Source organism: Stenotrophomonas sp. 85239_Sma, assembly GCF_056481725.1.
Map to the genome: position 1 here is coordinate 591,550 of NZ_CM151163.1, position 22,739 is coordinate 614,288.

Annotated in this window: 18 protein-coding genes; 8 read left to right on the forward strand and 10 right to left on the reverse strand. The window is 68.1% G+C overall.

What is annotated here, in order from left to right; genetic code table 11:
- Window positions 1-79: 79 nt before the first annotated feature.
- The 3 genes from ACYKG1_RS02700 to ACYKG1_RS02710 all read right to left on the reverse strand — a co-directional run bounded on the left by ACYKG1_RS02700 (window position 80) and on the right by ACYKG1_RS02710 (window position 3,025).
- Window positions 80-463 carry an H-NS histone family protein gene (locus ACYKG1_RS02700; RefSeq protein WP_005415203.1) on the reverse strand — a complete coding sequence of 128 codons (384 nt, stop codon included), beginning with the start codon at window positions 461-463 and terminating at the stop codon, window positions 80-82.
- Between the two features lie 221 nt (window positions 464-684).
- Entirely contained in the window at window positions 685-2,388 is a 1,704-nt protein-coding gene (locus ACYKG1_RS02705; RefSeq protein ID WP_478471779.1) for a proline--tRNA ligase, read from the reverse strand.
- 262 nt (window positions 2,389-2,650) lie between these two features.
- On the reverse strand, window positions 2,651-3,025 hold the full coding sequence (locus ACYKG1_RS02710) for a DUF4124 domain-containing protein (protein WP_262083073.1): 375 nt from the start codon (window positions 3,023-3,025) through the stop codon (window positions 2,651-2,653).
- An 80-nt stretch (window positions 3,026-3,105) separates the two neighbouring features.
- On the opposite strand from ACYKG1_RS02710, the gene pssA reads away from it, so the two are divergent.
- From pssA to rimI, 3 genes are read left to right on the forward strand one after another with little or no spacing between them, the layout of a single operon-like run.
- Window positions 3,106-3,882, forward strand: coding sequence for a CDP-diacylglycerol--serine O-phosphatidyltransferase (gene pssA, locus ACYKG1_RS02715; RefSeq protein ID WP_019660986.1), 777 nt, complete (start codon window positions 3,106-3,108; stop codon window positions 3,880-3,882).
- Window positions 3,879-4,382 carry a hypothetical protein gene (locus tag ACYKG1_RS02720; RefSeq protein WP_478471781.1) on the forward strand — a complete coding sequence of 168 codons (504 nt, stop codon included), beginning with the start codon at window positions 3,879-3,881 and terminating at the stop codon, window positions 4,380-4,382. The genes pssA and ACYKG1_RS02720 overlap by 4 nt, the downstream gene beginning before the upstream one ends.
- Entirely contained in the window at window positions 4,379-4,876 is a 498-nt protein-coding gene (rimI, locus tag ACYKG1_RS02725) for a ribosomal protein S18-alanine N-acetyltransferase (protein ID WP_100471225.1), read from the forward strand. Before ACYKG1_RS02720 ends, rimI begins: the two co-directional genes overlap by 4 nt.
- A 45-nt stretch (window positions 4,877-4,921) precedes the next feature.
- Here the strand turns inward: rimI and ACYKG1_RS02730 are convergent, their stop codons facing one another.
- The 5 genes from ACYKG1_RS02730 to ACYKG1_RS02750 form a co-directional block, all read right to left on the reverse strand.
- Window positions 4,922-5,743, reverse strand: a complete 822-nt coding sequence (locus tag ACYKG1_RS02730) for an EamA family transporter (protein WP_100471226.1) — start codon at window positions 5,741-5,743, stop codon at window positions 4,922-4,924.
- Between the two features lie 134 nt (window positions 5,744-5,877).
- Window positions 5,878-8,706, reverse strand: a complete 2,829-nt coding sequence (locus ACYKG1_RS02735) for a valine--tRNA ligase (RefSeq protein WP_478471784.1) — start codon at window positions 8,704-8,706, stop codon at window positions 5,878-5,880.
- Between the two features lie 33 nt (window positions 8,707-8,739).
- Window positions 8,740-8,931: a YqaE/Pmp3 family membrane protein gene (locus ACYKG1_RS02740; protein ID WP_014035920.1), complete on the reverse strand. Its 192-nt coding sequence runs from the start codon at window positions 8,929-8,931 to the stop codon at window positions 8,740-8,742.
- A 19-nt stretch (window positions 8,932-8,950) separates the two neighbouring features.
- On the reverse strand, window positions 8,951-9,376 hold the full coding sequence (locus ACYKG1_RS02745; protein WP_005415211.1) for a DNA polymerase III subunit chi: 426 nt from the start codon (window positions 9,374-9,376) through the stop codon (window positions 8,951-8,953).
- An 82-nt stretch (window positions 9,377-9,458) separates the two neighbouring features.
- A complete protein-coding gene (locus ACYKG1_RS02750; protein ID WP_478471786.1) occupies window positions 9,459-10,937 on the reverse strand; it encodes a leucyl aminopeptidase in 1,479 nt (492 codons plus the stop codon).
- A gap of 104 nt (window positions 10,938-11,041) precedes the next feature.
- Between ACYKG1_RS02750 and lptF the strand changes: the two genes are divergently transcribed.
- Both lptF and lptG read left to right on the forward strand, forming a co-directional pair.
- Entirely contained in the window at window positions 11,042-12,124 is a 1,083-nt protein-coding gene (gene lptF, locus ACYKG1_RS02755) for an LPS export ABC transporter permease LptF (protein ID WP_262083077.1), read from the forward strand.
- Entirely contained in the window at window positions 12,121-13,227 is a 1,107-nt protein-coding gene (gene lptG, locus ACYKG1_RS02760; RefSeq protein WP_100471230.1) for an LPS export ABC transporter permease LptG, read from the forward strand. The genes lptF and lptG overlap by 4 nt, the downstream gene beginning before the upstream one ends.
- A gap of 56 nt (window positions 13,228-13,283) precedes the next feature.
- On the opposite strand, the gene ACYKG1_RS02765 is transcribed toward lptG, so the two are convergent.
- Window positions 13,284-13,775 (reverse strand): RDD family protein, encoded by a 492-nt coding sequence (locus ACYKG1_RS02765; protein WP_262083079.1) that lies wholly within the window; start codon window positions 13,773-13,775, stop codon window positions 13,284-13,286.
- A gap of 56 nt (window positions 13,776-13,831) precedes the next feature.
- Here ACYKG1_RS02765 and xerD point away from each other — a divergent pair, with 56 nt between their 5' ends.
- Window positions 13,832-14,809 (forward strand): site-specific tyrosine recombinase XerD, encoded by a 978-nt coding sequence (gene xerD / locus ACYKG1_RS02770; protein ID WP_478445421.1) that lies wholly within the window; start codon window positions 13,832-13,834, stop codon window positions 14,807-14,809.
- Window positions 14,810-14,897: 88 nt separating this feature from the next.
- Window positions 14,898-15,680, forward strand: coding sequence for a thioredoxin fold domain-containing protein (locus tag ACYKG1_RS02775; RefSeq protein WP_100471233.1), 783 nt, complete (start codon window positions 14,898-14,900; stop codon window positions 15,678-15,680).
- 58 nt (window positions 15,681-15,738) lie between these two features.
- Here the strand turns inward: ACYKG1_RS02775 and ACYKG1_RS02780 are convergent, their stop codons facing one another.
- The gene (locus tag ACYKG1_RS02780; protein WP_478471789.1) at window positions 15,739-17,838 is read right to left on the reverse strand and encodes a glycosyl hydrolase family 18 protein; all 2,100 of its coding nucleotides are present in this window, start codon (window positions 17,836-17,838) and stop codon (window positions 15,739-15,741) included.
- 733 nt (window positions 17,839-18,571) lie between these two features.
- Between ACYKG1_RS02780 and purL the strand changes: the two genes are divergently transcribed.
- On the forward strand, window positions 18,572-22,456 hold the full coding sequence (gene purL / locus ACYKG1_RS02785; RefSeq protein WP_478471790.1) for a phosphoribosylformylglycinamidine synthase: 3,885 nt from the start codon (window positions 18,572-18,574) through the stop codon (window positions 22,454-22,456).
- Window positions 22,457-22,739: the final 283 nt, after the last annotated feature.

Genomic DNA, 22,739 nt, shown 5'->3' on the forward strand with positions numbered 1-22,739 from the left:
TCGTTGGTCCACACACCTTTCCGGGACATGAAAAAACGCCGGCGTTCGCCGGCGTTCTTCAGTGCATCCCGATCCGGCCTCAGGCCTTCTTGATCAGGAAATCTTCCGGCTTCTTGTTGCCCTTGGCGGTCAGCTCGGCCATCCAGCGCGGCTGCTTGCCGCGGCCGGTCCAGGTTTCCTTGGGGTTGGCCGGGTTGCGGTACTTCGGGGCCACCTTGCCCAGCTTGCGGCCGGCGGTCTTCGACGGGGCCTTGGCAACCTTGGCGACCTTGCGCGCGCGCGGGGCCGGGGCGTCGCCGAACAGTTCCTCGATGGTGTAACCCTCGGTCTTGGCCAGCTTGGTCAGCTGGGCGCGAACCTTGGTGATCGGCCGGCGCTTGGCGACGATGGTCTGCTGCTTCTTCGCGGTGCGGATCAGGGCGCCCAGTTCGCGCGCCGACAGGCCGGTCAGGTCAATGCTCATTTACGGTTACTCCGGAAACTAATAAGTGGACGGGACGAGCCAGTCCATGGCGTCGGCGGACAGAATAGAGATGAATTAATCCAAGCACAAATGCAGGAAGGACATGCCGTGGCGGCATGCCGACGCTGTTGCGGTGATTTTGACCGGATTATGTCCGCTGCAATATTGGCCCGCGCTGGCGCAGGCAAAAAAAGACCGGGGCAGGCCCCGGTCTTTTCATGTCAGCCCTGCAGTCGCTGCAGCAGGGTCGCCTTGTCCAGGCTCTCCGCGTCGCTGGCGCGGCGCGAGCGGTACTCGTAGGTACCGCCGGCCAGGCCGCGTTCGCTGACCACCACGCGGTGCGGAATCCCGATCAGTTCCATGTCGGCGAACATCGCGCCCGGGCGCAGGCCGCGGTCGTCGAGTGCAGCATCCAGGCCCGCGTCGCGCAGCTCCTGCAGCAGGGTGGCAGCGGCGTCGGCCACGGCCGCATCGCCCTTCGGGTTGATCACGCATACCACCACCTGCCACGGTGCCATCGCATCCGGCCAGATGATGCCGGCATCGTCATGGTTCTGTTCGATCGCGGCAGCCACCACGCGCGAGATACCGATGCCGTAGCAGCCCATCGCCATCACCGCCGCCTTGCCGTTTTCATCCAGCACGGTGGCATCCAGCGCTTCGGCGTACTTGCGGCCGAGCTGGAACACGTGGCCGACTTCGATACCACGGGCGATCTTCAGTTCACCGCCGTCCACGGCACGGTCGCCGGCACACACGTTGCGGATATCGGCCACTTCCGGTTCCGGCAGGTCGCGGCCCCAGTTGACGCCGGCCAGGTGGAAACCGGCCTCGTTGGCACCAACGACGAAGTCCGCCATCGCCGCCACTTCGCGATCAGCCACCACGCGGATGGCCTTGGCCGGGGCGACCGGGCCGAGGAAGCCCGGCACGCTGCCCAGGTACTCGGCGATTTCTGATTCGCTGGCGAAGCGCTGCTCGTCCAGGCCGGCAACCTTGGCCAGCTTGATCTCGTTGACCTCGTGGTCGCCACGCACCAGCACCAGTACGAACCGCTGCGCCTCGCCTTCGCCGGCGATCAGCGCCACCGACTTGACGGTGCGCTGCAGGTCGATGCCGAGCAGTGCCGCGACGTCCTCGCAGGTCTTCTGGGTGGGGGTTTCCACCTTGCGCATCATTTCGGTGGCGGCCGCACGCGGCGCCGGATCGGCGGCAATGGCCGCTTCCATGTTGGCCGCGTAATCCGAGCCGGTGGAGAACACCAGGGCGTCCTCACCGGAATCGGCGATCACGTGGAACTCCTGCGACGCATCGCCGCCGATCGCACCGGAGTCCGCCTGCACCATGCGGAAATCCAGGCCGAGGCGGGTGAAGATGCGGCTGTAGGCCGACTTCATGTTCTCGTACTCGCGCACCAGGCACTCATCGTGCAGGTGGAACGAATAGGCGTCCTTCATCAGGAATTCGCGCGAACGCATCACGCCGAAGCGCGGGCGGATCTCGTCGCGGAACTTGGTCTGCACCTGGTAGAAATTCACCGGCAGCTGCTTGTAGCTGGACAGCTCGCTGCGCGCGAAGTCGCAGGCCGCTTCTTCGGCGGTCGGGCTGTAGCAGAACACCTGGTCCTTGCGATCCTTGATCTTCAGCAGCTGCGGGCCGAACTTCTGCCAGCGGCCGGTCTGCTCCCACAGTTCCTTCGGCTGGATGGTCGGGATCTGGAATTCCACGGCACCGGCCCGGTCCATTTCCTCGCGCACGATGCGCTCGACCTTGCGCAGCACGCGCAGGCCCAGCGGCGACCAGGTGTACAGGCCCGATGCCAGCTTGCGGATCATGCCCGCGCGCAGCATCAGCCGGTGGCTGGTGAGCTCGGCGTCGCTGGGGGTTTCCTTGGTGGTGTGCAGGTGGAACTGGGAGAGGCGCATCGTCGGCTTCGGATAACGGCAGAGACCTCTATTCTGCCAGCCCGGCCGGGGGGAGGGGTATCGGCAGGGCTGCGCCCTGCACCCGCCTGAAGCAACGTCAACTGCAACAGCGGGCTTCCTGTGGGATGGCGGGGTGGGTCCGGTGGCAGGGGACGCCGTAAACCCACAGTGCCCTGCCATCCCCCAGGAAGCCGCTCTGGCATTTGACGTTGCCCTTGCTGTTGCCTCTGCGGGTGCAGGGCTGCAAGCCCTGCCGATACCCTCACTGTGCTGGGCAGTAGGCCTTGATGGCGGCTTCGGCCAATCCCCTCTGCGCGGTGTGCTGCTCCGGAGTCAACGGGGTATCGGGCTTGCCATCGCCATCGGTGTCCTGCATCACCTGGCCACCACCATCCAGCAGGGCCAGGTTGGCCCGGGCCGTGCTGCACTGCTCGGGGACCGGCGCGGCCGGGGCCTCGGTGCTGGTCGTGGCCTGCGGGGTGCGGGCCTGTTCGCGGGTCTCGAACTTCTTGCCCGCCGGTGGGGTCTCCGAGTACTGGGTTACGCCATTGGCGTCCTTCCATTTGTAGACGGGGCCGGCCACGGCGTTGGCACTGGCCAACAGCAGCAGGCATCCAAGGCAGGACAGGGCACGCATGGCAAACTCCACGGAATGGGCGCAGAACGCCGATTGCAGCATTGGCGCCGACCGCTGGCAAGTCGATTAAACTGGATTCCATGGACCCGATCACACCGCCGCCGCGCTCGCGCACGATTTACCTGCTGCCCAACCTGTTCACCACCGCCGGCCTGTTCGCCGGTTTCTACGCGATCATCGCCGCGGCCAACGGGGATTTCGTCAATGCCAGCATCGCCGTGTTCGTGGCGGCGGTGATGGATGGCCTGGACGGGCGCGTGGCGCGCCTGACCGGCACCAGCAGTGAATTCGGCGTGCAGTACGACTCGCTGGCCGACCTGGTCAGCTTCGGCATGGCCCCGGCGCTGGTGATGTACCACTGGTCGCTGTCGTGGCTGAAGTTCGACGATCCGCTGCTCGGCCGCGTCGGCTGGGCCGTGGCCTTCCTGTATGCGGCCTGCGCGGCACTGCGCCTGGCCCGCTTCAATACCCAGGTGGCGGTGGTCGACAAGCGCTGGTTCGTCGGCCTGGCCAGCCCGGCCGCAGCGGGCCTGATGATGTCCTTCGTCTGGGCGTTCGCCGATGGCAACCTGGGCTGGGACGGCAACCAGCTGCGCTACGTGGCGCTGGCGGTGACGATCATCGCTGCACTGCTGATGGTCAGCCGCATCCGCTTCTGGAGCTTCAAGGGCGGCGGTGCCAAGGGTACCCGTTCGGACCGCGTGCCGTTCCTGGTGCTGGCCCTGGTGCCGGTGGCCATCGCCATTGCGGTCATCGACCTGCCGCGCGTGCTGTTCGCGGTCGGCATCCTGTACGCCTTGTCCGGCCCGGTGATGTGGGCCGTGCAGCGCCTGCGCAAGAAGCCCGAGGCCGCGTGAGCCAGGACCTGCCCGTGCTGTGGTCACCGGCCCAGCAGGCCTGGCTGCAGGCCATGGGCTACACCGTCTATCACGATGGCCAGCTGGCTGCCGAGCTGGATGCCGCGTTGCAGTTGAGCGTGGCCGAAGCCGAGGCCAGCGTCGCCGCGCCGGAACCGGTGCGGGCCCCCGTGCCATCGCGCGAACCGCATGCCGGGCCGGCCCCCGCAGCCCGCGAGGAACGCCCGGCACCGCCGCGCCGCGAAACGCCGGTCAGCGCCCCGGGTACCGTGCCGGCGGCTCAGCGCCCGATGCCCAGCGGCAACGCACGCCAGCCGGTGGTCCGCCTGCCGGATCGCCTGCAGATCGCGTTGCTGCGTGCGTCCGGCTGCAACCCGAACGACCCGGCGACGCAGCGGCTGATGGAAAGCTGGCCGCTGGACCAGCTGCGCCGCGACCCAGCCGCCAAGCGTGCGTTGTGGCCGCAGCTGCGTGCCCTTCGCAAGCGGGGCACGCCATGAGCGCGGTGACCCGGCCCGGCCCGGTCAGCCTGCGCGCGCTGCGCGAGAGCGACCTCAATGCCGTGATGGCGATCGAGCTGCGGGGCTACCCTTTTCCCTGGACCCGCGGCATCTTCATCGACTGCCTGCGCGCCGGCTATCCCGGCCTGGCGATGGAGCGCGATGGCCTGCTGATCGGCTATGGCGTGCTCAGCATCGCCGCCGATGAAGCGCACGTGCTGAACATCTGCATCGATCCGCTGGCGCAGTCGCGCGGGCTGGGGCGCCAGCTGCTGCGCGCGCTGGTGCAGCTGGCCGCCGACCGCGGCGCACAGCGCGTGTTCCTGGAAGTGCGTCCGTCCAACACGCCGGCGCTGGCGCTGTACCACAGCGAAGGCTTCAACGAGATCGGCCGCCGCCCGCGCTACTACCCGGCTGCACAGGGCCGCGAGGATGCGGTGGTGATGGCGATCGAACTGGTCGACGGCGACCTGCAGGCAATGCCGCCGCTGTAACGGGGAATGGTTGCCGGCCAGCGGCCGGCGCGCCCGATGCGCCGCTCACGCCAGCCGCAACGCCAGCACACCGCCGACGATGAGCGCCGCTGCCAGCCAGCGCGCACGCGGTATGCGTTCGCGCAGCAGGAACACCGAAATCAGCAGCGCGAACAGGATCGAGGATTCGCGCAGCGCCGAGACCATCGCCACCGGCGCCTGGGTCATCGCCCACAGGGCCATCCCGTAAGAGGCCGTGGTGCCGACGCCACCGGCCAGGCCCAGCGGCCAATGCTGCCGCGCATAGTCCAGCACCACGCCGCCGCGTGTGTACAACGCCCACAGCGGCAGCGGAATGCCCGACAGCAGGAACAACCACAGCGTGTAGCTGAGCGCGCTGCCTGACTGGCGTGCGCCCTGCGCATCGACCAGGGTGTAGGTGGCGATCATCGCCGCGGTCAGCAGCGGCAGGCGCAGCTGGCCGCCACGCGCACCCAGCGCCATGCACAGGATGCCGGTGCTTACCAGCACCACGCCCAGCCACGCTGCGGCGGGCAAGGCCTCACCGAGCAGGGTGCCCGCCAGTGCGACCAGGATCGGCGCGCTGCCACGCATCAGCGGATAGGCCAGGCTCATGTCGACCTGCTGGTAACAGCGTGCGACCAGCCCGTAATACGTCACCTGCAGCAGTACCGACGCGCCGAGCCACGGCCAGCTCCGTGCGGCCGGCAAGGGCAGGAAGCCCAGGGCGGCGGCCGACAACAGCGCGGCACTGCCGGTGACCAGCACCGTGCCAAGGAACTTGTCCGGTCCACGTTTGACGATCGCATTCCAGCTGGCATGCAGCGCGGCTGCGGCGAGAACCAGCAGGAAGATGGAAAGCGGCATCCGGTGATGATGCCATGCCGGGGAAATGGAAACGCCGGGCATTGCCCGGCGTTTCCGATGCCGCTTCGGTGGGTGCCAACCTTTCCCGCCGTGGTAGGTGCCAACCTTGGTTGGCACGCACCAGAGCGCGGCGCTTACAGCTTGGCGCGCTGCTCGCGCAGGCCGGCCAGCTGGGTGTTCCAGTCGACCAGGCGCACGCGCTCCTGCTCGACCACCGCCGGTGGCACCTTGTCGGTGAACCTGGCCAGCTTGGTCTCGCTCTTTTCCTTTTCGGCTTCGACGCGCGCGATTTCCTTGTCCAGGCGCACACGCTCGGCATCGAGATCAACCAGGCCTTCCAGTGGCACCAGCAGCCTCAGCTCACCCACGATCGCGGCGGCGGCCGGCGGTGCGCTTTCGCCCTCGGCCAGCCACTGGATGCTGTCCAGCTTGAGCAGGAACGACAGCGAGGCGCTGAAACGTTCGATGCGCACGCGATCCTGCTCCAGCCCGGCCTGCAGGCGCAGCGGCACCTGCCTGGACGGGGCGACGTTCAGTTCGCTGCGCACGCGACGCACTGCACTGATCACCGCCTTCAGCCATTCCACGTCGGCCTCGGCCTGGGCGAAATCGCCTTCGAATTCGGTGGCGGTCGGGTACGGGCGCAGCGACAGCGTGGTCTCGGCCAGGCCCAGGCGCGGCGCCAGCTGCTGCCACAGCTGTTCGGTGATGAACGGGGTGAGCGGGTGCAGCAGGCGCAGCAGCGCTTCCAGCACGTACAGCAGGGTGTGGCGGGCGCTTTCGGCGTCGGCGGCGTCGGCACCGTTCAGTGCCGGCTTGCTCAGTTCCAGGAACCAGTCGCAGAACGCGTTCCAGGCGAATTCGTACAGGCACTGTGCCAGCAGGTCGAAGCGGTAGGCGGCGAAATGGCCCTGTGCCTCGGCGGTGGTGGCGGCCAGGCGCGAGAGGATCCAGCGTTCGGCATCGGTGCGCGGGGTCGGCACGCCGGTGAATGCAGCACCCTCGGTGTTCATCAGGGCGAAGCGGCTGGCGTTCCACAGCTTGTTGCAGAAGTTCTTGTAGCCCTCGGCGCGGTTCATGTCGAACTTGATGTCGCGGCCGTGGGTGGCCAGCGCGGCGATGGTGAAACGCAGCGCGTCGGCACCGTGGGCAGCAATGCCGTCCGGGAATTCCTTGCGGGTGGCCTTCTCGATCTTCTCCACCATCTTCGGCTGCATCAGGCCGCCGGTGCGCTTGGCGACCAGGTCGTCGATGGTGATGCCGTCGATGATATCCAGCGGGTCGAGCACGTTGCCCTTGCTCTTGGACATCTTCTGGCCCTGGCCGTCGCGGATCAGGCCGGTGAAGTAGACGTCCTTGAACGGGATCTTCCCGACCAGGTTGTCGGTGGCCATGATCATGCGCGCCACCCAGAAGAAGATGATGTCGAAGCCGGTGATCAGCACCGACGACGGCAGGTAACGGTCGAAGCCGCGCTCGGCCATGGCCTGCTCGTTCGGCCAGCCCAGGGTGGAGAACGGCCACAGCTGCGAGGAGAACCAGGTCTCCAGCACGTCGCTTTCCTGGTTCAGCACCACGTCGCTGCCCAGGTTGTGCTTGGCCCGCACTTCCTCCTCGCTGCGACCGACGTAGCAGCTGCCGGTGGCGGCATCGAACCATGCCGGAATGCGATGGCCCCACCACAGCTGGCGGCTGATGCACCAGTCCTGGATGTTGTTCATCCAGTGGCGGTAGGTGTTGATCCAGTTCGGCGGCACGAAGGAAATGCTTCCGTCCTCGACCAGTTCCAGGCCGCGCTTGGCCAGGTCGTCCATTTTCACGAACCACTGGTCGGTCAGGTACGGCTCGATCACCTGGCCGGTCCGGTCGCCGCGCGGCACCTGCAGCTTGTGCGCCTTGGTCTCGACCAGGATGCCGAGGTCTTCCAGCTCGGCCAGCACGGCCTTGCGCGCGGCATAGCGGTCCAGGCCCTGGAAGCGTTCCGGCGCGTTTTCATTCAGCGCCGCCACCGGGGTGAACAGGTTGATCATCGGCAGGTTGTGGCGCACGCCGACTTCATAGTCGTTGAAATCGTGCGCCGGAGTGACCTTGACCACACCGGTGCCGAACGCGCGGTCCACGTAGTCATCGGCGATCACCGGCACGCGGCGACCGGTCAGCGGCAGCACCACGTTCTTGCCGATCAGGTGCGCGTAGCGCGCGTCTTCCGGGTGCACCATCACCGCGGTATCGCCCAGCAGGGTTTCCGGGCGGGTGGTGGCGACCACCAGGTAGTCGCGGGTTTCGCGCAGGGTTTCCACGCCGTCGGCATCGCGCTCGACGTGCTCGTAGCTCAGGCCGTCATCCAGCGTGTAGGCGATCGACCACAGGAAGCCGTCTTCCTCGGCGCTCTCCACTTCCAGGTCCGAGATCGCGGTCTTCAGCACCGGATCCCAGTTGACCAGGCGCTGGCCGCGGTAGATCAGGCCCTGCTCGTACCAGCGCACGAAGGCTTCGTTGACCGCCGCCGACGGCTGCGGGTCCATGGTGAAGGTGCTGCGCGACCAGTCGGCGGAGGTGCCGAGGCGGCGCATCTGGCGTTCGATGGTGTCACCGGACTGCTGCTTCCACTCCCAGACCTTGCCGATGAAGCCTTCGCGGCCCAGCGAATCGCGGGTCTCGCCCTTGCCCTCCAGCGCCAGGTTGCGGCTGACCACCATTTCGGTGGCGATGCCGGCGTGGTCGGTACCGACCTGCCACAGCGTGTCGTAGCCGCGCATGCGGTGGTAGCGCACCAGCGCATCCATCAGGGTCTGCTGGAAGGCGTGGCCCATGTGCAGGGTGCCGGTTACGTTCGGCGGCGGCAGCAGGATGGTGTACGGCTCGCCCGTGCCGGACGGCTTGAAGTGGCCGGCCTTCTCCCAGGCCTCGTAGAGGTCGGTCTCGAAGGACTTCGGGTCGTAGCTGGAGGCGAGTTGGGTCATGCGGGGGAACCGGTAATCAAGGCGGAAGGGAGATCAGCGCGACCCGAGGGCGCGCCGGATCTTCTGGTCGGTGTGGTACTGGCTGACGGCGTAGGCGGCCCAGATGGCGGCAGGCAACCAGCCGATCAGGGTGATCTGCAGGATCAGGCAGACGATGCCGGCCAGCGGTCGGCCGATGGTGAAAAAAGACAGCCAGGGAAGAATCAGGGCGATCAGCAGGCGCATCAAGGGGTCCTCGCCGGGCTTACATGTCGTGCTTGTTCAGGTCGTAACCGGCGGCCTTGTACTGGCGCCAGCGCTCGCGCAATGGTTCGCGCGCTTCCGGATCGGCCGGAACCACTTCCAGCACGCGCTCGCACTGGCCCAGCCAGGGCTCGTCGCGCAGGTTGATCACCAGCGGACGCGCCGGTGCTTCGGTGCCGGGCACGGCGATCAGCACCAGGGCCTCTTCCTCGTCCATGTCTTCCCCGGCGATCTGGTGCGGGATGTAGGCATCGTTGTCGAACGCCCACAGCAGCTCGTCCAGTTCCTCGGCCTGGGCCTGGTCACGGGCCAGCACCAGGGTGAACAGCCCGGCGTCGTTGGCCTTGCGCGCCAGTTCGCAGACCAGGCGCAACGGCTCGGTCAGGAAACGGGGCTTGGCGATCAGGTAGAAGTCGGCGCGGGGCATGGCAGGGTCCGGGTCAGGCAGGGGCCCGGCAGTGCCGGGCGAGGCCCTGGCCGGCGCAGGCCGGCCAGGGTCGGGTACGGCATCAGGCGCGGGCAACCTGGTCCAGCAGCCACTGGCTCAGCAGGCCGACCGGGCGGCCGGTGGCCATGCCACGCTTGCCTTCATCGCTGGCCACGCCGGCGATGTCCAGGTGGGCCCAGCGCTGGCCTTCGGCGAAGCGCGACAGGAAGCAGCCAGCGGTGATCGCACCGGCCCAGCGGCCGCCGATGTTGTAGACGTCGGCGAAGGTCGAATCCAGCATCGGCTGGTACTCGTCCCACAGCGGCAGGCGCCAGGCGCGGTCGAACACGTGCTCGCCGGCGGCCAGCAGCTCGTTGGCCAGGTCGTCGTGCTTGCTCATCAGGCCGGCGGTCTGGTGGCCCAGGGCGACCATGCAGGCACCGGTCAGGGTGGCGACGTCGACCAGCGCGGCCGGCTCGAAGCGCTGCGCGTAGGTCAGCGCGTCGCACAGGATCAGGCGGCCCTCGGCGTCGGTGTTGCCGACTTCGATGGTCTTGCCCGACATCGAGGTGATCACGTCGGACGGACGGTAGGCGTTGCCGTCGATGGCGTTCTCCACCGCCGGCACCACCACCACCAGGTTCAGCGGCAGCTTGGCCTTGACTGCGGCGACGAAGGTGCCGATGACGTTGGCGCCACCGCACATGTCGTACTTCATCTCTTCGATGCCGCCCTGGGTCTTCAGGTTGACGCCACCGGTATCGAAGGTGATGCCCTTGCCGACCAGCACGTACGGCTTGGCGTCGCCAGCGCCGGTCCACTTCAGCACGACCAGGCGCGGGCGGTTGGCCGAACCACGGGCCACGGCCAGCAGCGAGCCCATGCCCAGCGCTTCCATCTGGTGTTCGTCGAGGATCTCGGCTTCGGCGCCTTCGTGTTCGCCGGCGAACTTCACGCCCACTTCGGCCAGATAGGCCGGGGTGCAGTAGTTCGGCGGCAGATTGCCCAGTTCGCGGGCGAACTCGACACCGGCGGCGATGGCCTGGCCCTGGGCCAGCGCCTGGGCGTCGTCACCGGCCACGGCCAGCTGGGCCAGGCCGGCATCGTCGGCCTTCTTCTTGCCCAGGGTGGCGGTGTAGCGGTAAGCGGCGTGATCGGCGGCAATCACCGCCTGGCGGATCGCCCAGGCCGCGTCGCGGTCCTTGATGGCCACTTCGGACAGGGTGAACAGTGCGCTGCGGGCAGCACCGGCCTTCAGCGCGCGCACGGCGTCGCCGATGGCCTTCAGGTACTGCGGCACGCCGAAACGGGCGGCTTCGCCGAGGCCGACCACCAGCACGCGCGGGGCAGACACGCCCGGCAGGTCGTGCAGCAGGGTGGTGGCGCCGGTCTTGCCGGACAGGTCGCCGCGCTGGGCCAGGGCGGCCAGGCGGCCACCACTGGTGGCGTCCAGGGCCTGCGCAGCCGGAGTCAGGGTATGGTCGGCATACGCGCCGACCACCAGGCAATCAACGGTGGCGGCGGCCGGAGCAACGTGGTTCAGGGTGAATTCGAGGGCCATTGAGCAGATTCCATTGGCGAGTCCGTACAATCGCAGGCCGTTTACGCCCAGACAGTAGACTGGGCGGCACCGCGAACGAACCCCAGAGTTTAAACCACCGCCCCATGCTGAAGCTCGACCGATACCTGCTGGGCGATTTCGTCCAGAGTTTCCTGGCTACCCTGATCGTCCTGCTGGTGGTCAGCGTGGGCGGCGTGCTGGTGGACATCCTTGGCAACATTGCCGACGGGCGCCTGCCGGCCAAGCTGCTGTTCTCCCAGCTGGGCCTGCAGTTCATCGCCTACCTGCCGCTGATCCTGCCGCTGGCGCTGATGCTGGGCCTGCTGCTGGCCATCGCCCGCCTGTACCGCGACTCGGAGATGGCGGTCATCACCGCCATTGGCGTGGGGCCCAAGCGGCTGCTGCGGCCGCTGCTGATGCTGGTGGTACCGGTGGTGCTGCTGGTCGGCACCTGCTCGCTGTGGCTGGGCCCGTGGGCCGGCCGGGTGGCCGAGCAGATGATCATCGAGGCCAACCGCAGCGTGCTGATGGCCGGCCTGGAGCCGGGCCGCTTCACACCGCTGCCCAATGGCGGCGTGGTCTATCTGTCCTCGATCTCGCCCGACGGCACCGAGCTGGGCAAGGTATTCCTGCAGCGGCAGAAGGACGATCGCCTGGAAGTGGTGTCGGCCAACAGCGGCCGCATGTACTTCGAGGGCACCCGCCAGCGCTTCCTGGAGCTGGATGACGGCCACCAGGTGGAAGGGCCGGTGGCCGGCGCGCTGGACTACCGCCTGGCGACCTTTGCCCGCAACGATGTGGCCCTGCCCGATGGCGCACAGACCCGCACCGAGGACGACCCGGAACTGATGCCAACCCTGGAGCTGATCGGCGATGCGCGGCCGCAGGCACAGGCCCAGCTGCACCGCCGCCTGGCACCGCCGCTGATCGCGCTGGCCTTCGCCCTGCTGACCGTGCCGCTGGGCCGCAGCTCGCCGCGCCAACAGCGCTACGGGCGCATGATGCTGGCGCTGCTGGCCTACATGGTAGGGACCAACCTGACCTTCATCGGCGCCGGCTGGATCGCCGACGGCAAGATTCCCGGCGCGCTTGGCCTGTGGTGGCTGACCCTGCCGCTGCTGGCATTGGCCATCTGGATGTACGTGCGTGATGGCCGCCTGGCCCGCCCGAAGGGAGCCCGCGCATGAAGCTGCGCCCGATGCGTTTCGACTTCTACCTGGGTCGTGCGGTGTTCACCACCGTGCTGCTCACCTGGGCCGTGCTGACCGGCCTGGACGTGGTGATGGCCTTCTCCGGTGAGTTCAAGGACATCGGCAAGAACGGCTACACGCTGGGGCATGCTGCGGCGTGGGTGCTGTACACCGTGCCCCGCCGTGCCTACACCTTCTTCCCTACCGCGGCAGTGATCGGCGCGCTGATGGGGCTGGGCCAGCTGGCCGCCACCTCCGAGCTGACCGCGCTGCGCGCGCTGGGCCTGTCGCGCAAGCGCCTGAGCGTGTCGGTGGCGATCGCCCTGTCGCTGCTGACCGCGGTGATGGTGCTCAGCGCCGAGACGCTGGGGCCATGGGGCCAGGACCGCGCCGATGCGCTCAAATCCAGCGCCAAGTGGGGGCGGGATATCTCCACCACCCGCTATTCCGGTCTGTGGGCACGCGAGGGCGATACGTTCCTCAACGCGCAGAGCGGCGAGGAACAGCTGGTCGGTGACAAGGGAACCCGGTTGATCCTGCGCGACGTGCGTCTGTACCGCATCGCCGAGGATGGCCGGATTGCCTCGTTGACCCACGCCGCCACGGTCGAGCACGACAAGGACGGCTGGGCGCTGACCGGGGTGCGTCGAGACACCTTCGGCGAGCGCTCGGCAACCCGCCAGGAAGTGGCGCGTGAACCCTGGAACTCGAAGCTGGATCCTGCCGCGCTGGCGACCGGCATCGCCAAGCCGCGCAACCTGAGCGTAGCCGAGCTGAGCACCAGCATTGCCTACCGCGAGCGCAACGGGCTGGATGCGCGTGATTTCGAGGATGTGTACTGGAGCCGTTGGTTCTACCCGGTGAACGTGCTGGCGCTGTGCCTGGCGGCGGTGCCGTTCGCGTTTGGTTCGCTGCGCAGTGGCGGCATGGGCAAGCGCCTGTTCCTGGGCATCCTGTTCGCGCTGGGCTTCTGGCTGCTGCAGCTGTTCTTCGGCCGCATGGCCGGTGCGCTGAAGTTCGATTACCGCATTGCCTATGCGCTGCCACCGATCGTGATGCTGGCGGTGTCCGGCCTGCTGTTCCGGCGCAAGTCGGGCTGATTCTGGTTGTTGTAGCGTTGTTGTAGCCGAGCCTGTGCTCGGCTACAGACAGCGCATCACCGCTTCGGCATGCGCACCACGCGGGTGCCACTGGCGCGGTCATGCCAGGTCAGGCGTTGGCGGTCGACCCAGGCCCACCAGAATCCCAGCCCGCCCAGCAGCAGTGACAGCGTGCCGACCGCGAAGCGCAGCCACAGCTGGCCGCGCCGCAGCGGCGTGCCATCGCTCGATTGCAGTTTCAGCCGCCACGGACGCATGCCCAGCGTCTGTCCGCCACGGCGCCAGCTGGCCGTGGCGTACCACCCCGTGATTCCCCAGCACACCGCCCACAGCAGCCACTGCCAGGCACTGAAGGGTGCGATGTTCTCGCGCTGCGCGTGGCCGCTGAAGGTGTAGGCAAGGGTGAACAGCGTACCGGCCAGCATCCACAGCGCCAGCACCGGCAGTGCGTCGTAGACCATCGCCAGCACGCGCCAGGCCAACAAGGCACGTGGGCGGGGCATTTCGGTAGCGGCCGCAGGGGCCGTGTCGGTGGCAGGGCGGGACATGCGCCGAGCATACGCAAAGCTGGCCGTGCCCGCAGTGGCCCTCGTATCCTGCATGCATGGCCCTTGTTTCCACCCCCGCCGAACGCCGCCAGCTGGTCCAGCAACTGCCCGAGCTGCGCGCCGACGACAGCGCGCGCATCCAGCGTTTCCTTGATGCGATCTGGGCCGAGAACGGCCTGGCCCGCGCCACCCTGGACAGCTACCGGCGTGACCTGGAAGGGCTGGCGCGCTGGATGGATGGGCGCGACGGTGGCCTGGCCGGCATTGAGCGTCCCGGGCTGTTCGATTACCTGGCCTGGCGCACCCGGCATGGCTGGTCGCCGCGCAGCAATGCGCGCCTGCTGTCGGCGCTGCGCGCATTCTTCGCCGATGGCGTGCGCCGGGGTGAACGCAGCGAGGACCCCAGTGCGCTGCTCGACCCGCCGAAGCTGCCACGGCTGTTGCCCAAGGCGCTGGCCGAAAGCCAGATCGATGCGCTGCTGGCGGCACCGGACATCGACAGCCCGCTGGGCCTGCGCGATCGCGCCATGCTGGAACTGATGTATGCCGCTGGCCTGCGCGTGAGCGAGCTGGTGCTGCTGCCGGCGACCGCAGTCAACCTGCGCCAGGGCGTGCTGCGGGTCACCGGCAAGGGCAGCAAGGAACGGCTGGTGCCGCTGGGCGAGGAATCGCAGCATTGGCTGGAGCGCTATCTGCAGGCGTCCCGCCCGCAGTTGGTCGGCAAGGGCAAGGTGCACGCGCTGGCCGATGGGCAGACGCCGTTGTTCATCGAGCCGACGCTGCACGCGCTGACCCGGCAGGCGTTCTGGCACCTGGTCAAGCGCCACGCGCAGGTGGCCGGCATCGACCCGGCCCGGATCAGCCCGCATGGCCTGCGCCACAGTTTCGCCACCCATCTGCTCAACCGCGGTGCCGACCTGCGCGCGCTGCAGATGCTGCTCGGACACAGTTCGTTGTCGACCACCCAGATCTACACCCTGGTGGCGCGCGAGCATCTGCAGAAGCTGCACGCCCGCCACCATCCGCGCGGCTGAATCGCTGCCCGGGGCCGTGCCGGGCGTCGCGGCCCGGCTCCGGTGGCTGTGTCAGAATCCGGGATCTTCTTCTGTTGCGGATCGCTCCATGCTCCGATTTGCCATCGCCGCCGTGTTCGGTGCGCTCAGCCTGACCGCCTGCGCCCAGCCGGCTCCGCCGGCCGCCAAGGCGCCTGCTGCTGCGGCCAAGGCCAGCCCGGCCGCCAACGCGCCGGCCGACCAGGCGGTACGTGCCGCGTTGACCGCACTCAATCCGGGTTTCCAGGTGGATTACATCGGTGCCGCGCCGTTCCCCGGCTTCCGCGAGGTCGTCGTCTCCGGCCAGCTGCTGTACGTGTCCGACGATGGCCGCTACCTGTTCCAGTCGCAGCCGTACGACACCCGTGCCAAGGGCCCTGCCAACAGCGAAGGCCTGCTCGGCTATCGTCGCGGCCTGCTGGCCAAGGCCAACCACGGCGACCGCATCGTGTTCGCTGCGCCGAACGCGAAGTACACCATCAGCGTGTTCACCGACATCGAATGTGGTTACTGCCGCAAGCTGCACCAGGACATCGCCGAGCTCAACCGCAACGGCATCACCGTGGAGTACCTGGCGTTTCCGCGCATGGGCCTGGGCAGCAAGGACTACACCGACATGATTTCAGTCTGGTGTGCGGCCGATCGTCGGCAGGCGCTGACCAACGCCAAGCGCGGTGGCAGCGTGCCGGCGAGGAACTGCACCAACCCGGTGGCAATGCAGTACGCGCTGGGCCAGCAGCTGGGCGTCAACGGCACGCCGGCGATCTTCGCGCCCGATGGCACCCAGCTGGGCGGTTACCTGCCGCCGGCGCAGCTGCGTGCGGCGCTGGACAAGCTGTCCGGGAAGCGCTGATCGCAGCCGACCTTTTCCTGTAGAGCCGGGGATGCGTGTCGCATCCCCGGCTTTTTCCTTATTTCAGGCCATCACTGACCGCCTTGGTCAGCGTGCCCTGCGCATCGTCACCGCTGAACTCCCAGACGAACGCACCGCCCAGGCCCTGGGTCTTCACGTAACCCATCTTGCGCGTGATGTTGGCCGGGGTGTCGAAGCTCCACAGCGTGCTGCCGTTGTAGATCCAGGTGGCACCGGCGGTGTTGTCGGTGTAGCCCGGCCACGCCAGGTTCTTCAACACCTTCCAGTCCTCGATGCCGGCTTCATACGTGCCCGGGGCGGCACCGCTGGCGGTCTGGTACAGGCCGTTGTTGGCGTTGGCCACACCGGTCCAGCCACGCCCGTAATAGCCGATGCCCAGGTTGAGCTTGGCGGCGGGCACGCCACGGCTGATGAAGGCCTCGATGGCGTCATTGCTGTTGTACAGCTTCTGGTCGCCGGTGGACGGATCATTCGGCGAATCGAACAGCGCCGACTGGTGATTGGTCTTCGCATCCCACGCGCCGTGGAAGTCGTAGGTCATCACGTTGATGTAGTCCAGGTACGGGTGGTACGCGGCCGGATCGGTGACGCGGATCTTGTCGATGCCGGCACCCACCGCCACCGTCAGCAACAGGCCAGGACGCACCGCATCGAGCTGGCGGCGGAACTCGGCCATCAGCGCGGTGAAGTTGGCGTTGTCCTCCGGCTTGCCGCATTCGATGCCGCAGGCCACCGGGTATTCCCAGTCGATGTCGATGCCGTCGAACACGCCCAGTGCGGCACCGGCGCCACCGGCACCGTCGGTCACCGGCAGGTTGCCCTTGATGTAGGCGTCGATGCACGAGGCAACGAAGGCCTGGCGGTTTTCCGGGCGCGCCGCGCTGGAGAAACCACGCGACCAGGTCCAGCCACCCAGCGAGATCAGCACCTTCATGCCCGGGTACTTGGCCTTGAGCTGCTTGAGCTGGTTCCAGTTGCCGCGCAGCGGCTGGTCCCAGGTATCGGCGCTGCCGCTGACACTCTCGGCGGCACTGAAGGCCTTGGTGTAATCGGCGAAGGCATCGCCACCGGCACCGCTGTTCGGATCCGATGGCTGGGTGACGCCCACTTCGCAGCGGTTGTTGCGCACGTTGCCGAACGCGTAGTTGATGTGGGTCAGGCGCGCGGCCGAGCCGCTGCTGTCGATGTTCTTGACCCGGTAGTTGCGGCCGTAGATGCCCCACTGGGTGAAGTAGCCGATGACCCGCTTGCCGGTGGTGCCGCCGTCACCGGCCAGCGTGGTGGCGCTGATCTCGGTGCCCTGTGCCGACGCGTTGCCGGCGTTGTCGCGGGCGCGCACGCGGTAGCGGTAGGTGGTCGACGCGGTCAGCCCGCCATCCACATAGGTGGCGCTGGACGGCGAACCGACCAGGCTGCCGTTGCGGTACACGTCGTAGCCGGCCACGCCGCTGCCGCCGGTGTTGTCGGTGGACGGGCTCCAGCTGAGCGCGATGCTGTTGGCGGTGCGGGTGCCCACCGCCAGCCCGCCCGGCACGCCCGGTGCGGTGGTATCGCCACCGGCGGCGTTGACGGTGATGGTGATGGTCGCGGTGCTGCTGGTGGCGTTGTTGTTGTCGGTCGCCACTGCGCGCAGGGTGTGGCTGCCGGCGCTGGCATTGGCCCAGCTGGCCGCATACGGCGCACTGGTGGCTACGCCCAGCGTGCTGCCATCGCGGAAGAACTCGACCTTGGCGACGCTGCCATCCGGATCACTGGCGTTGGCGGTCACGTTGACCGTGCTGCCAGCGCTGAAGGTCGCGCCGTTGGCCGGCGAGGTCAGGCTGACCACCGGCGGCTGGTTGCTGCCGCTGCCATCGCAGGCGCCAAGGTTGGTGTAGTAGGGCGCACCGGCCGGATGGTCCGGCGGCGCGTTCCAGATGTCCTGGTTCGCCCGATAGAGGACGCCTCCTTTCTGCAGGGTATCGCCGGCCCGGTAGATCTTGGCCTGGTCCCACTGGGCCACCCCGGCACAGCTGGCAGCCTGCGCCAGGCCGGGCAGGGCGGCGGTACCGGCGGCCAGGGCGAGCAGCCAGGCCAGGCGGCGGGGACGACAGCTTCGGCTCGAACGTTCGGCACTGCGCACAATCGGGTCGTACATGGGTAAGTCTCCGATCAAAGGGCGCGCGGGCCCCGATGGCGCCGCGCGTGACGCAGGTCCGGGCGTCGCCCGGGAAGGCGACGGAGGGGCCGGACGGAGGCACCTGGGAGGCCGGGGAGAGAGTCCGGCGCCAGGTGGGGACAACGTTGTCATCAATCGCGTGGTCAATCCGTGAGCAAGCGCATGGTTCCGGGATCCGGGCGGAGGGCGGCGCTGCGCGCGGTAGGCGGCCATCGGCGGAGCCCCCTCGTGGCTGGGCTTTCCGCGAACAGCGGATTTCTGGGGGTTGGCCGGGCGGGTGGGCTGCGCAGGGGACGCCGTGAATACGTCCCTGTAGGCTCGGGCGCGCCATCCATGGCGCTTACGCCCCTGCGCAGCTCGCTCTTCAAATGACTGATTTGTGTTGTTCCCTGGTTGCCGGCCAGCGGCCGGCACTACCGCAGAGCATCCACGCATGGCGTGGATCTACCGCAGATCGCAGGAAACTGTCGGAGGCGGGGTGGGTCCGGTGGCGGGGGTGTCCGCGGCATGGATGCCGCGGCCAAGCCCCCAGGGACGGGTTTACGGCGTCCCCCGCCACCGGACCCACCCCGCCATCCCACGGGAACCCAGCTTTTGCTTTGGCCGTTGCCGTTGCCTTGGCTTCGGCGGGTGCCGGGCGCCGCCCGGCCAAAGCCCACCCCCCGCTTCCGGTACAATGTCGGGCCCGTTTCCCAACTACGGTTCCCCGGACATGATGGTCCTCGAGGGCGCGCCCGCCCTGTCGCCGTTCCGCCGCGAACGTCTTGAATCCCGCCTGCAGTCCATCGCTCCCTCCCTGCGCATCAGCGGTGCCTGGCACGTCTACTTCGTGCAGCCCGAAGGCAGCGCCGCCCCCGACCTGACCACCCTGTGCCGCATCCTCGAAGCCGCGCCGCAGGCCGAAGCCGTGGCCGACGGCGCGGTCAGCCGCATCGTGGTGCCGCGCCTGGGTACGCTGTCGCCGTGGTCGAGCAAGGCCACCGAACTGGTCCGCGGTGCCGGCCAGCCGGTCAGCCGGGTCGAGCGTGGCCTGCGCATCGACGTGCAGGGCTGGCCGACCGATGCCGCCGCCCAGCAGGCGCTGGTCAAGGCGCTGCACGACCCGATGACGCAGTCGGTGCTGGAGACCGTGGAGCAGGGCCAGGCGCTGTTCTCGGCGCCGGCCCGGGGTGAACTGGAGCGCGTGCCGGTGGACCAGCTGGAGGCCGCCAACCAGCGCCTCGGCCTGGCCATGGCCCAGGACGAGATCGACTACCTGCGCGAACGCTTCACCGCGCTCGGCCGCGCGCCGTCCGACGTCGAACTGATGATGTTCGCGCAGGCCAATTCCGAGCACTGCCGCCACAAGATCTTCAACGCCAGCTGGACCATCGACGGCCAGGAACAGGACCGTTCGCTGTTCCGGATGATCAAGAACACCCACCAGCAGACCCCGCAGCACACGCTCAGCGCCTACAGCGACAATGCCGCGGTGATCGAAGGCCATCCGGCCTCGCGCTACCGCCCCGATCCGGCCAGTGGCGAATACCGCCGCGAGCCGCAGGTGCCCAGCGCGTTCCAGATCAAGGTGGAGACGCATAACCATCCGACTGCGATCGCGCCGTTCCCGGGCGCATCGACCGGCAACGGCGGCGAGATCCGCGACGAAGGCGCGACCGGCCGCGGCGGCAAGCCGAAGGCTGGCCTGTCCGGGTTCTCGGTCTCGCACCTGCGCATTCCCGAGCTGCCGCAGCCGTGGGAAGCGCCGCGCGCGCTGAACCCGCGCATGGCACCGGCGCTGGAAATCATGACCGACGGCCCGCTCGGCGGCGCAGCGTTCAACAATGAGTTCGGCCGCCCGAACCTGCTCGGCTACTTCCGCAGCTTCGAGCTGCCGGAGGGCGCCGATCTGGTGCGCGCGTACGACAAGCCGATCATGCTGGCCGGTGGCCTCGGCGCCATCGACCGCGTGCAGGTCGACAAGATCCAGCTGCAGGCCGGTGATGCGGTGATCGTGCTGGGTGGACCGGCAATGCTGATCGGCCTGGGCGGCGGCGCCGCCAGCTCGGTGGCCTCCGGCGAGAGCGCCGAGGACCTGGACTTTGCCAGCGTGCAGCGCGACAACCCGGAAATGGAGCGTCGCTGCCAGGAGGTCATCGACCGCTGCGTGGCGATGGGGGCCAACAACCCGATCAAGTTCTTCCACGACGTCGGTGCCGGTGGCCTGTCCAATGCCATCCCCGAGCTGCTGCACGACTCCAAGGTCGGCGGTGTCATCGACCTGGGCAAGGTGCCCACCGACGATCCGTCGCTGTCGCCGATGCAGCTGTGGTGCAACGAGTCGCAGGAGCGCTACGTGCTGGGCGTGGCCCAGGAGCGCCTGGCCGAGTTCGCCGCGCTGTGTGCCCGCGAGCGCTGCCCGTTCGCTGCGGTTGGCGTGGCCACCTCCGAGGAACACCTGGTGGTGGCCTACGGTGCCGTGCCGGGCCACACCCCGGCCGATGCACCGATCGACCTGCCGATGGACGTGCTGTTCGGCAAGCCGCCGAAGATGCACCGCGACACCGCGCACCCGCCGGCCCCGCGCTGGCCGGCGCTGAAGACCGGTGGCCTGGACCTGCAGGAAGCCGGCCTGCGCGTGCTCGCGCACCCGACGGTGGCTTCGAAGAATTTCCTGGTCACCATTGGTGACCGCAGTGTCGGCGGCCTGACCGCGCGCGAACAGATGGTCGGCCCGTGGCAGCTGCCGGTGGCCGACGTGGCGATCACCCTGGCCGACTTCGACGGCGTGGCCGGCGAAGCGATGTCGATCGGCGAGCGCACCCCGCTGGCCCTGCTCGACGCCGCTGCGTCGGCACGCATGGCGGTGGGCGAAGCGCTGACCAACCTGTGTGCGGCCCCGGTCGATGCGCTGGATGAAATCAAGCTGTCGGCGAACTGGATGGCCGCGGCCGGCCACCCGGGCGAAGACGCGCTGCTGTACGACGCGGTGAGGGCGGTGGGCATGGAACTGTGCCCGCAGCTGGACATCAGCATCCCGGTGGGCAAGGACTCGCTGTCGATGCAGGCGCAGTGGCACGACCAGGGCGAAGCGCACAAGAGCGTGTCGCCGGTGTCGCTGGTGATCTCGGCCTTCGCGCCGGTGGCCGACGTGCGCCAGCAGCTGACCCCGCTGCTCGACCGCGACGTGGACAGCGAGCTGTGGCTGATCGGCCTGGGTGCCGGCAAGCAGCGCCTGGGCGGTTCGATCCTGGCCCAGGTGCATGCCGACCACGGCGACCTGCCGGCCTTTGCCGGGGCCGCGCCGGACCTCGACGATCCGCAGCGCCTGCGTGGCTTCTTCGAGCTGATCCGCGATGCGCGCCAGTCTGGCCTGCTGCTGGCCTACCATGACCGCAGCGATGGTGGTGCCTTCGCCGCGCTGTGCGAAATGGCGTTCACCTCGCGCCTGGGCCTGGACATCACCCTCGATGCCTGGGGCGATGATCCGTTCCGCAGCCTGTTCAACGAAGAACTGGGTGCGGTGGTGCAGATCGCGCGCGAGGACCGCGCTGCGTTCGCCGACCTGGTCGAACGCCACGCACTGACCGAATGCGCACAGCGCATCGCCAAGCCGACCACCGCGCCGGTGGTGCGCGTGTCGCTGGGTGGCGAGAACCTGGCCGAGTGGCGTTGGGACGCGCTGTTCGACGCATGGTGGTCGGTCACCCACGCGATGCAGAAGCGCCGCGACAACCCGGCCAACGCCGATGCCGAGCGCGAGGTTGCCCGTGCCTTCACTGCGCCGGGCCTGAAGCCCAAGCTCAGCTTCGACCTGAACGAAGACGTGGCTGCACCCTTCATCAGCACCGGCGCGCGTCCGCGCGTGGCCGTGCTGCGCGAGCAGGGCGTCAATGGCCAGATCGAAATGGCCAACGCCTTCGAACGTGCCGGCTTCCGCGCCTTCGACGTGCACATGAGCGACCTGATCGAAGGCCGCGTGGCGCTGCAGGACTTCACCGGCCTGGTCGCCTGCGGCGGCTTCAGCTACGGCGACGTGCTCGGTGCCGGCCGGGGCTGGGCCACCTCGATCCTGGAGCGCAGCGCACTGCGCGATGCCTTCGCCGCGTTCTTCGCGCGTGAAGACAGCTTCGCGCTGGGCGTGTGCAACGGCTGCCAGATGATGAGCCAGCTGAAGAACATCATCCCGGGTGCAGAGCACTGGCCGCAGTTCCGCCGCAATGCCAGCGAGCAGTTCGAAGCCCGCACCGCGCTTCTGGAAGTGGTGGAGTCGCCGTCGGTCCTGCTGCGTGGCATGGCCGGCTCGCGCCTGCAGGTGGCGGTGGCACATGGCGAAGGCCAGGCCGTGTTCGACAATGCCGTCGACCAGGCTGCCGCACGTGTCTCGCTGCGCTACATCGATGGCCACGGCAACGTTGCCAGCCAGTACCCGCTGAACCCGAACGGTTCGCCGGACGGCATCACCGGCCTGACCAGCACCGATGGTCGCGTCACCATCATGATGCCGCACCCGGAGCGCACCCCGCGTGCGCTCAACCTGAGCTGGGCACCGGCGGAATGGCAGGGTGATTCGCCGTGGATGCGGATGTTCCGCAATGCACGGGTGTGGTGCGGCTGATCGCATCGTTCCGCGCAGGCCGCAATGCCACCGCGTATGGAGAAACCCGCTGCTTTGTCGGCGGGTTTTTCTTTGCGCGCGTGAAATTCCTGATCTGCCCGCTAGTTACATCCGTTTTCATGCGCCAACAGTTCGTCACGCATACCTAACAAAATGCTTTTATAAACACGTGAAATGGTGAACTGCTTCACGGCAATAGGATTTGTCGTGTCAAAGTCTTGACGATCTGCAAAGTTGCCGTTAACACTTGAACCCCGTTTCAGAACCATTCATTCCGCAGTAA

Coding starts and splice junctions, on each gene's coding strand:
- ACYKG1_RS02775 (WP_100471233.1), top strand. CDS start 14,898: ATGCTCCGATTTGCCATCGCCGCCGTGTTCGGTGCGCTCAGCCTGACC.
- ACYKG1_RS02730 (WP_100471226.1), bottom strand. CDS start 5,743: ATGCCGCTTTCCATCTTCCTGCTGGTTCTCGCCGCAGCCGCGCTGCAT.
- rimI (WP_100471225.1), top strand. CDS start 4,379: ATGAGCGCGGTGACCCGGCCCGGCCCGGTCAGCCTGCGCGCGCTGCGC.
- ACYKG1_RS02700 (WP_005415203.1), bottom strand. CDS start 463: ATGAGCATTGACCTGACCGGCCTGTCGGCGCGCGAACTGGGCGCCCTG.
- purL (WP_478471790.1), top strand. CDS start 18,572: ATGATGGTCCTCGAGGGCGCGCCCGCCCTGTCGCCGTTCCGCCGCGAA.
- ACYKG1_RS02740 (WP_014035920.1), bottom strand. CDS start 8,931: ATGCGCCTGCTGATCGCCCTGATTCTTCCCTGGCTGTCTTTTTTCACC.
- xerD (WP_478445421.1), top strand. CDS start 13,832: ATGGCCCTTGTTTCCACCCCCGCCGAACGCCGCCAGCTGGTCCAGCAA.
- ACYKG1_RS02735 (WP_478471784.1), bottom strand. CDS start 8,706: ATGACCCAACTCGCCTCCAGCTACGACCCGAAGTCCTTCGAGACCGAC.
- pssA (WP_019660986.1), top strand. CDS start 3,106: ATGGACCCGATCACACCGCCGCCGCGCTCGCGCACGATTTACCTGCTG.
- ACYKG1_RS02780 (WP_478471789.1), bottom strand. CDS start 17,838: ATGTACGACCCGATTGTGCGCAGTGCCGAACGTTCGAGCCGAAGCTGT.
- lptG (WP_100471230.1), top strand. CDS start 12,121: ATGAAGCTGCGCCCGATGCGTTTCGACTTCTACCTGGGTCGTGCGGTG.
- ACYKG1_RS02745 (WP_005415211.1), bottom strand. CDS start 9,376: ATGCCCCGCGCCGACTTCTACCTGATCGCCAAGCCCCGTTTCCTGACC.
- ACYKG1_RS02710 (WP_262083073.1), bottom strand. CDS start 3,025: ATGCGTGCCCTGTCCTGCCTTGGATGCCTGCTGCTGTTGGCCAGTGCC.
- ACYKG1_RS02765 (WP_262083079.1), bottom strand. CDS start 13,775: ATGTCCCGCCCTGCCACCGACACGGCCCCTGCGGCCGCTACCGAAATG.
- ACYKG1_RS02705 (WP_478471779.1), bottom strand. CDS start 2,388: ATGCGCCTCTCCCAGTTCCACCTGCACACCACCAAGGAAACCCCCAGC.
- lptF (WP_262083077.1), top strand. CDS start 11,042: ATGCTGAAGCTCGACCGATACCTGCTGGGCGATTTCGTCCAGAGTTTC.
- ACYKG1_RS02750 (WP_478471786.1), bottom strand. CDS start 10,937: ATGGCCCTCGAATTCACCCTGAACCACGTTGCTCCGGCCGCCGCCACC.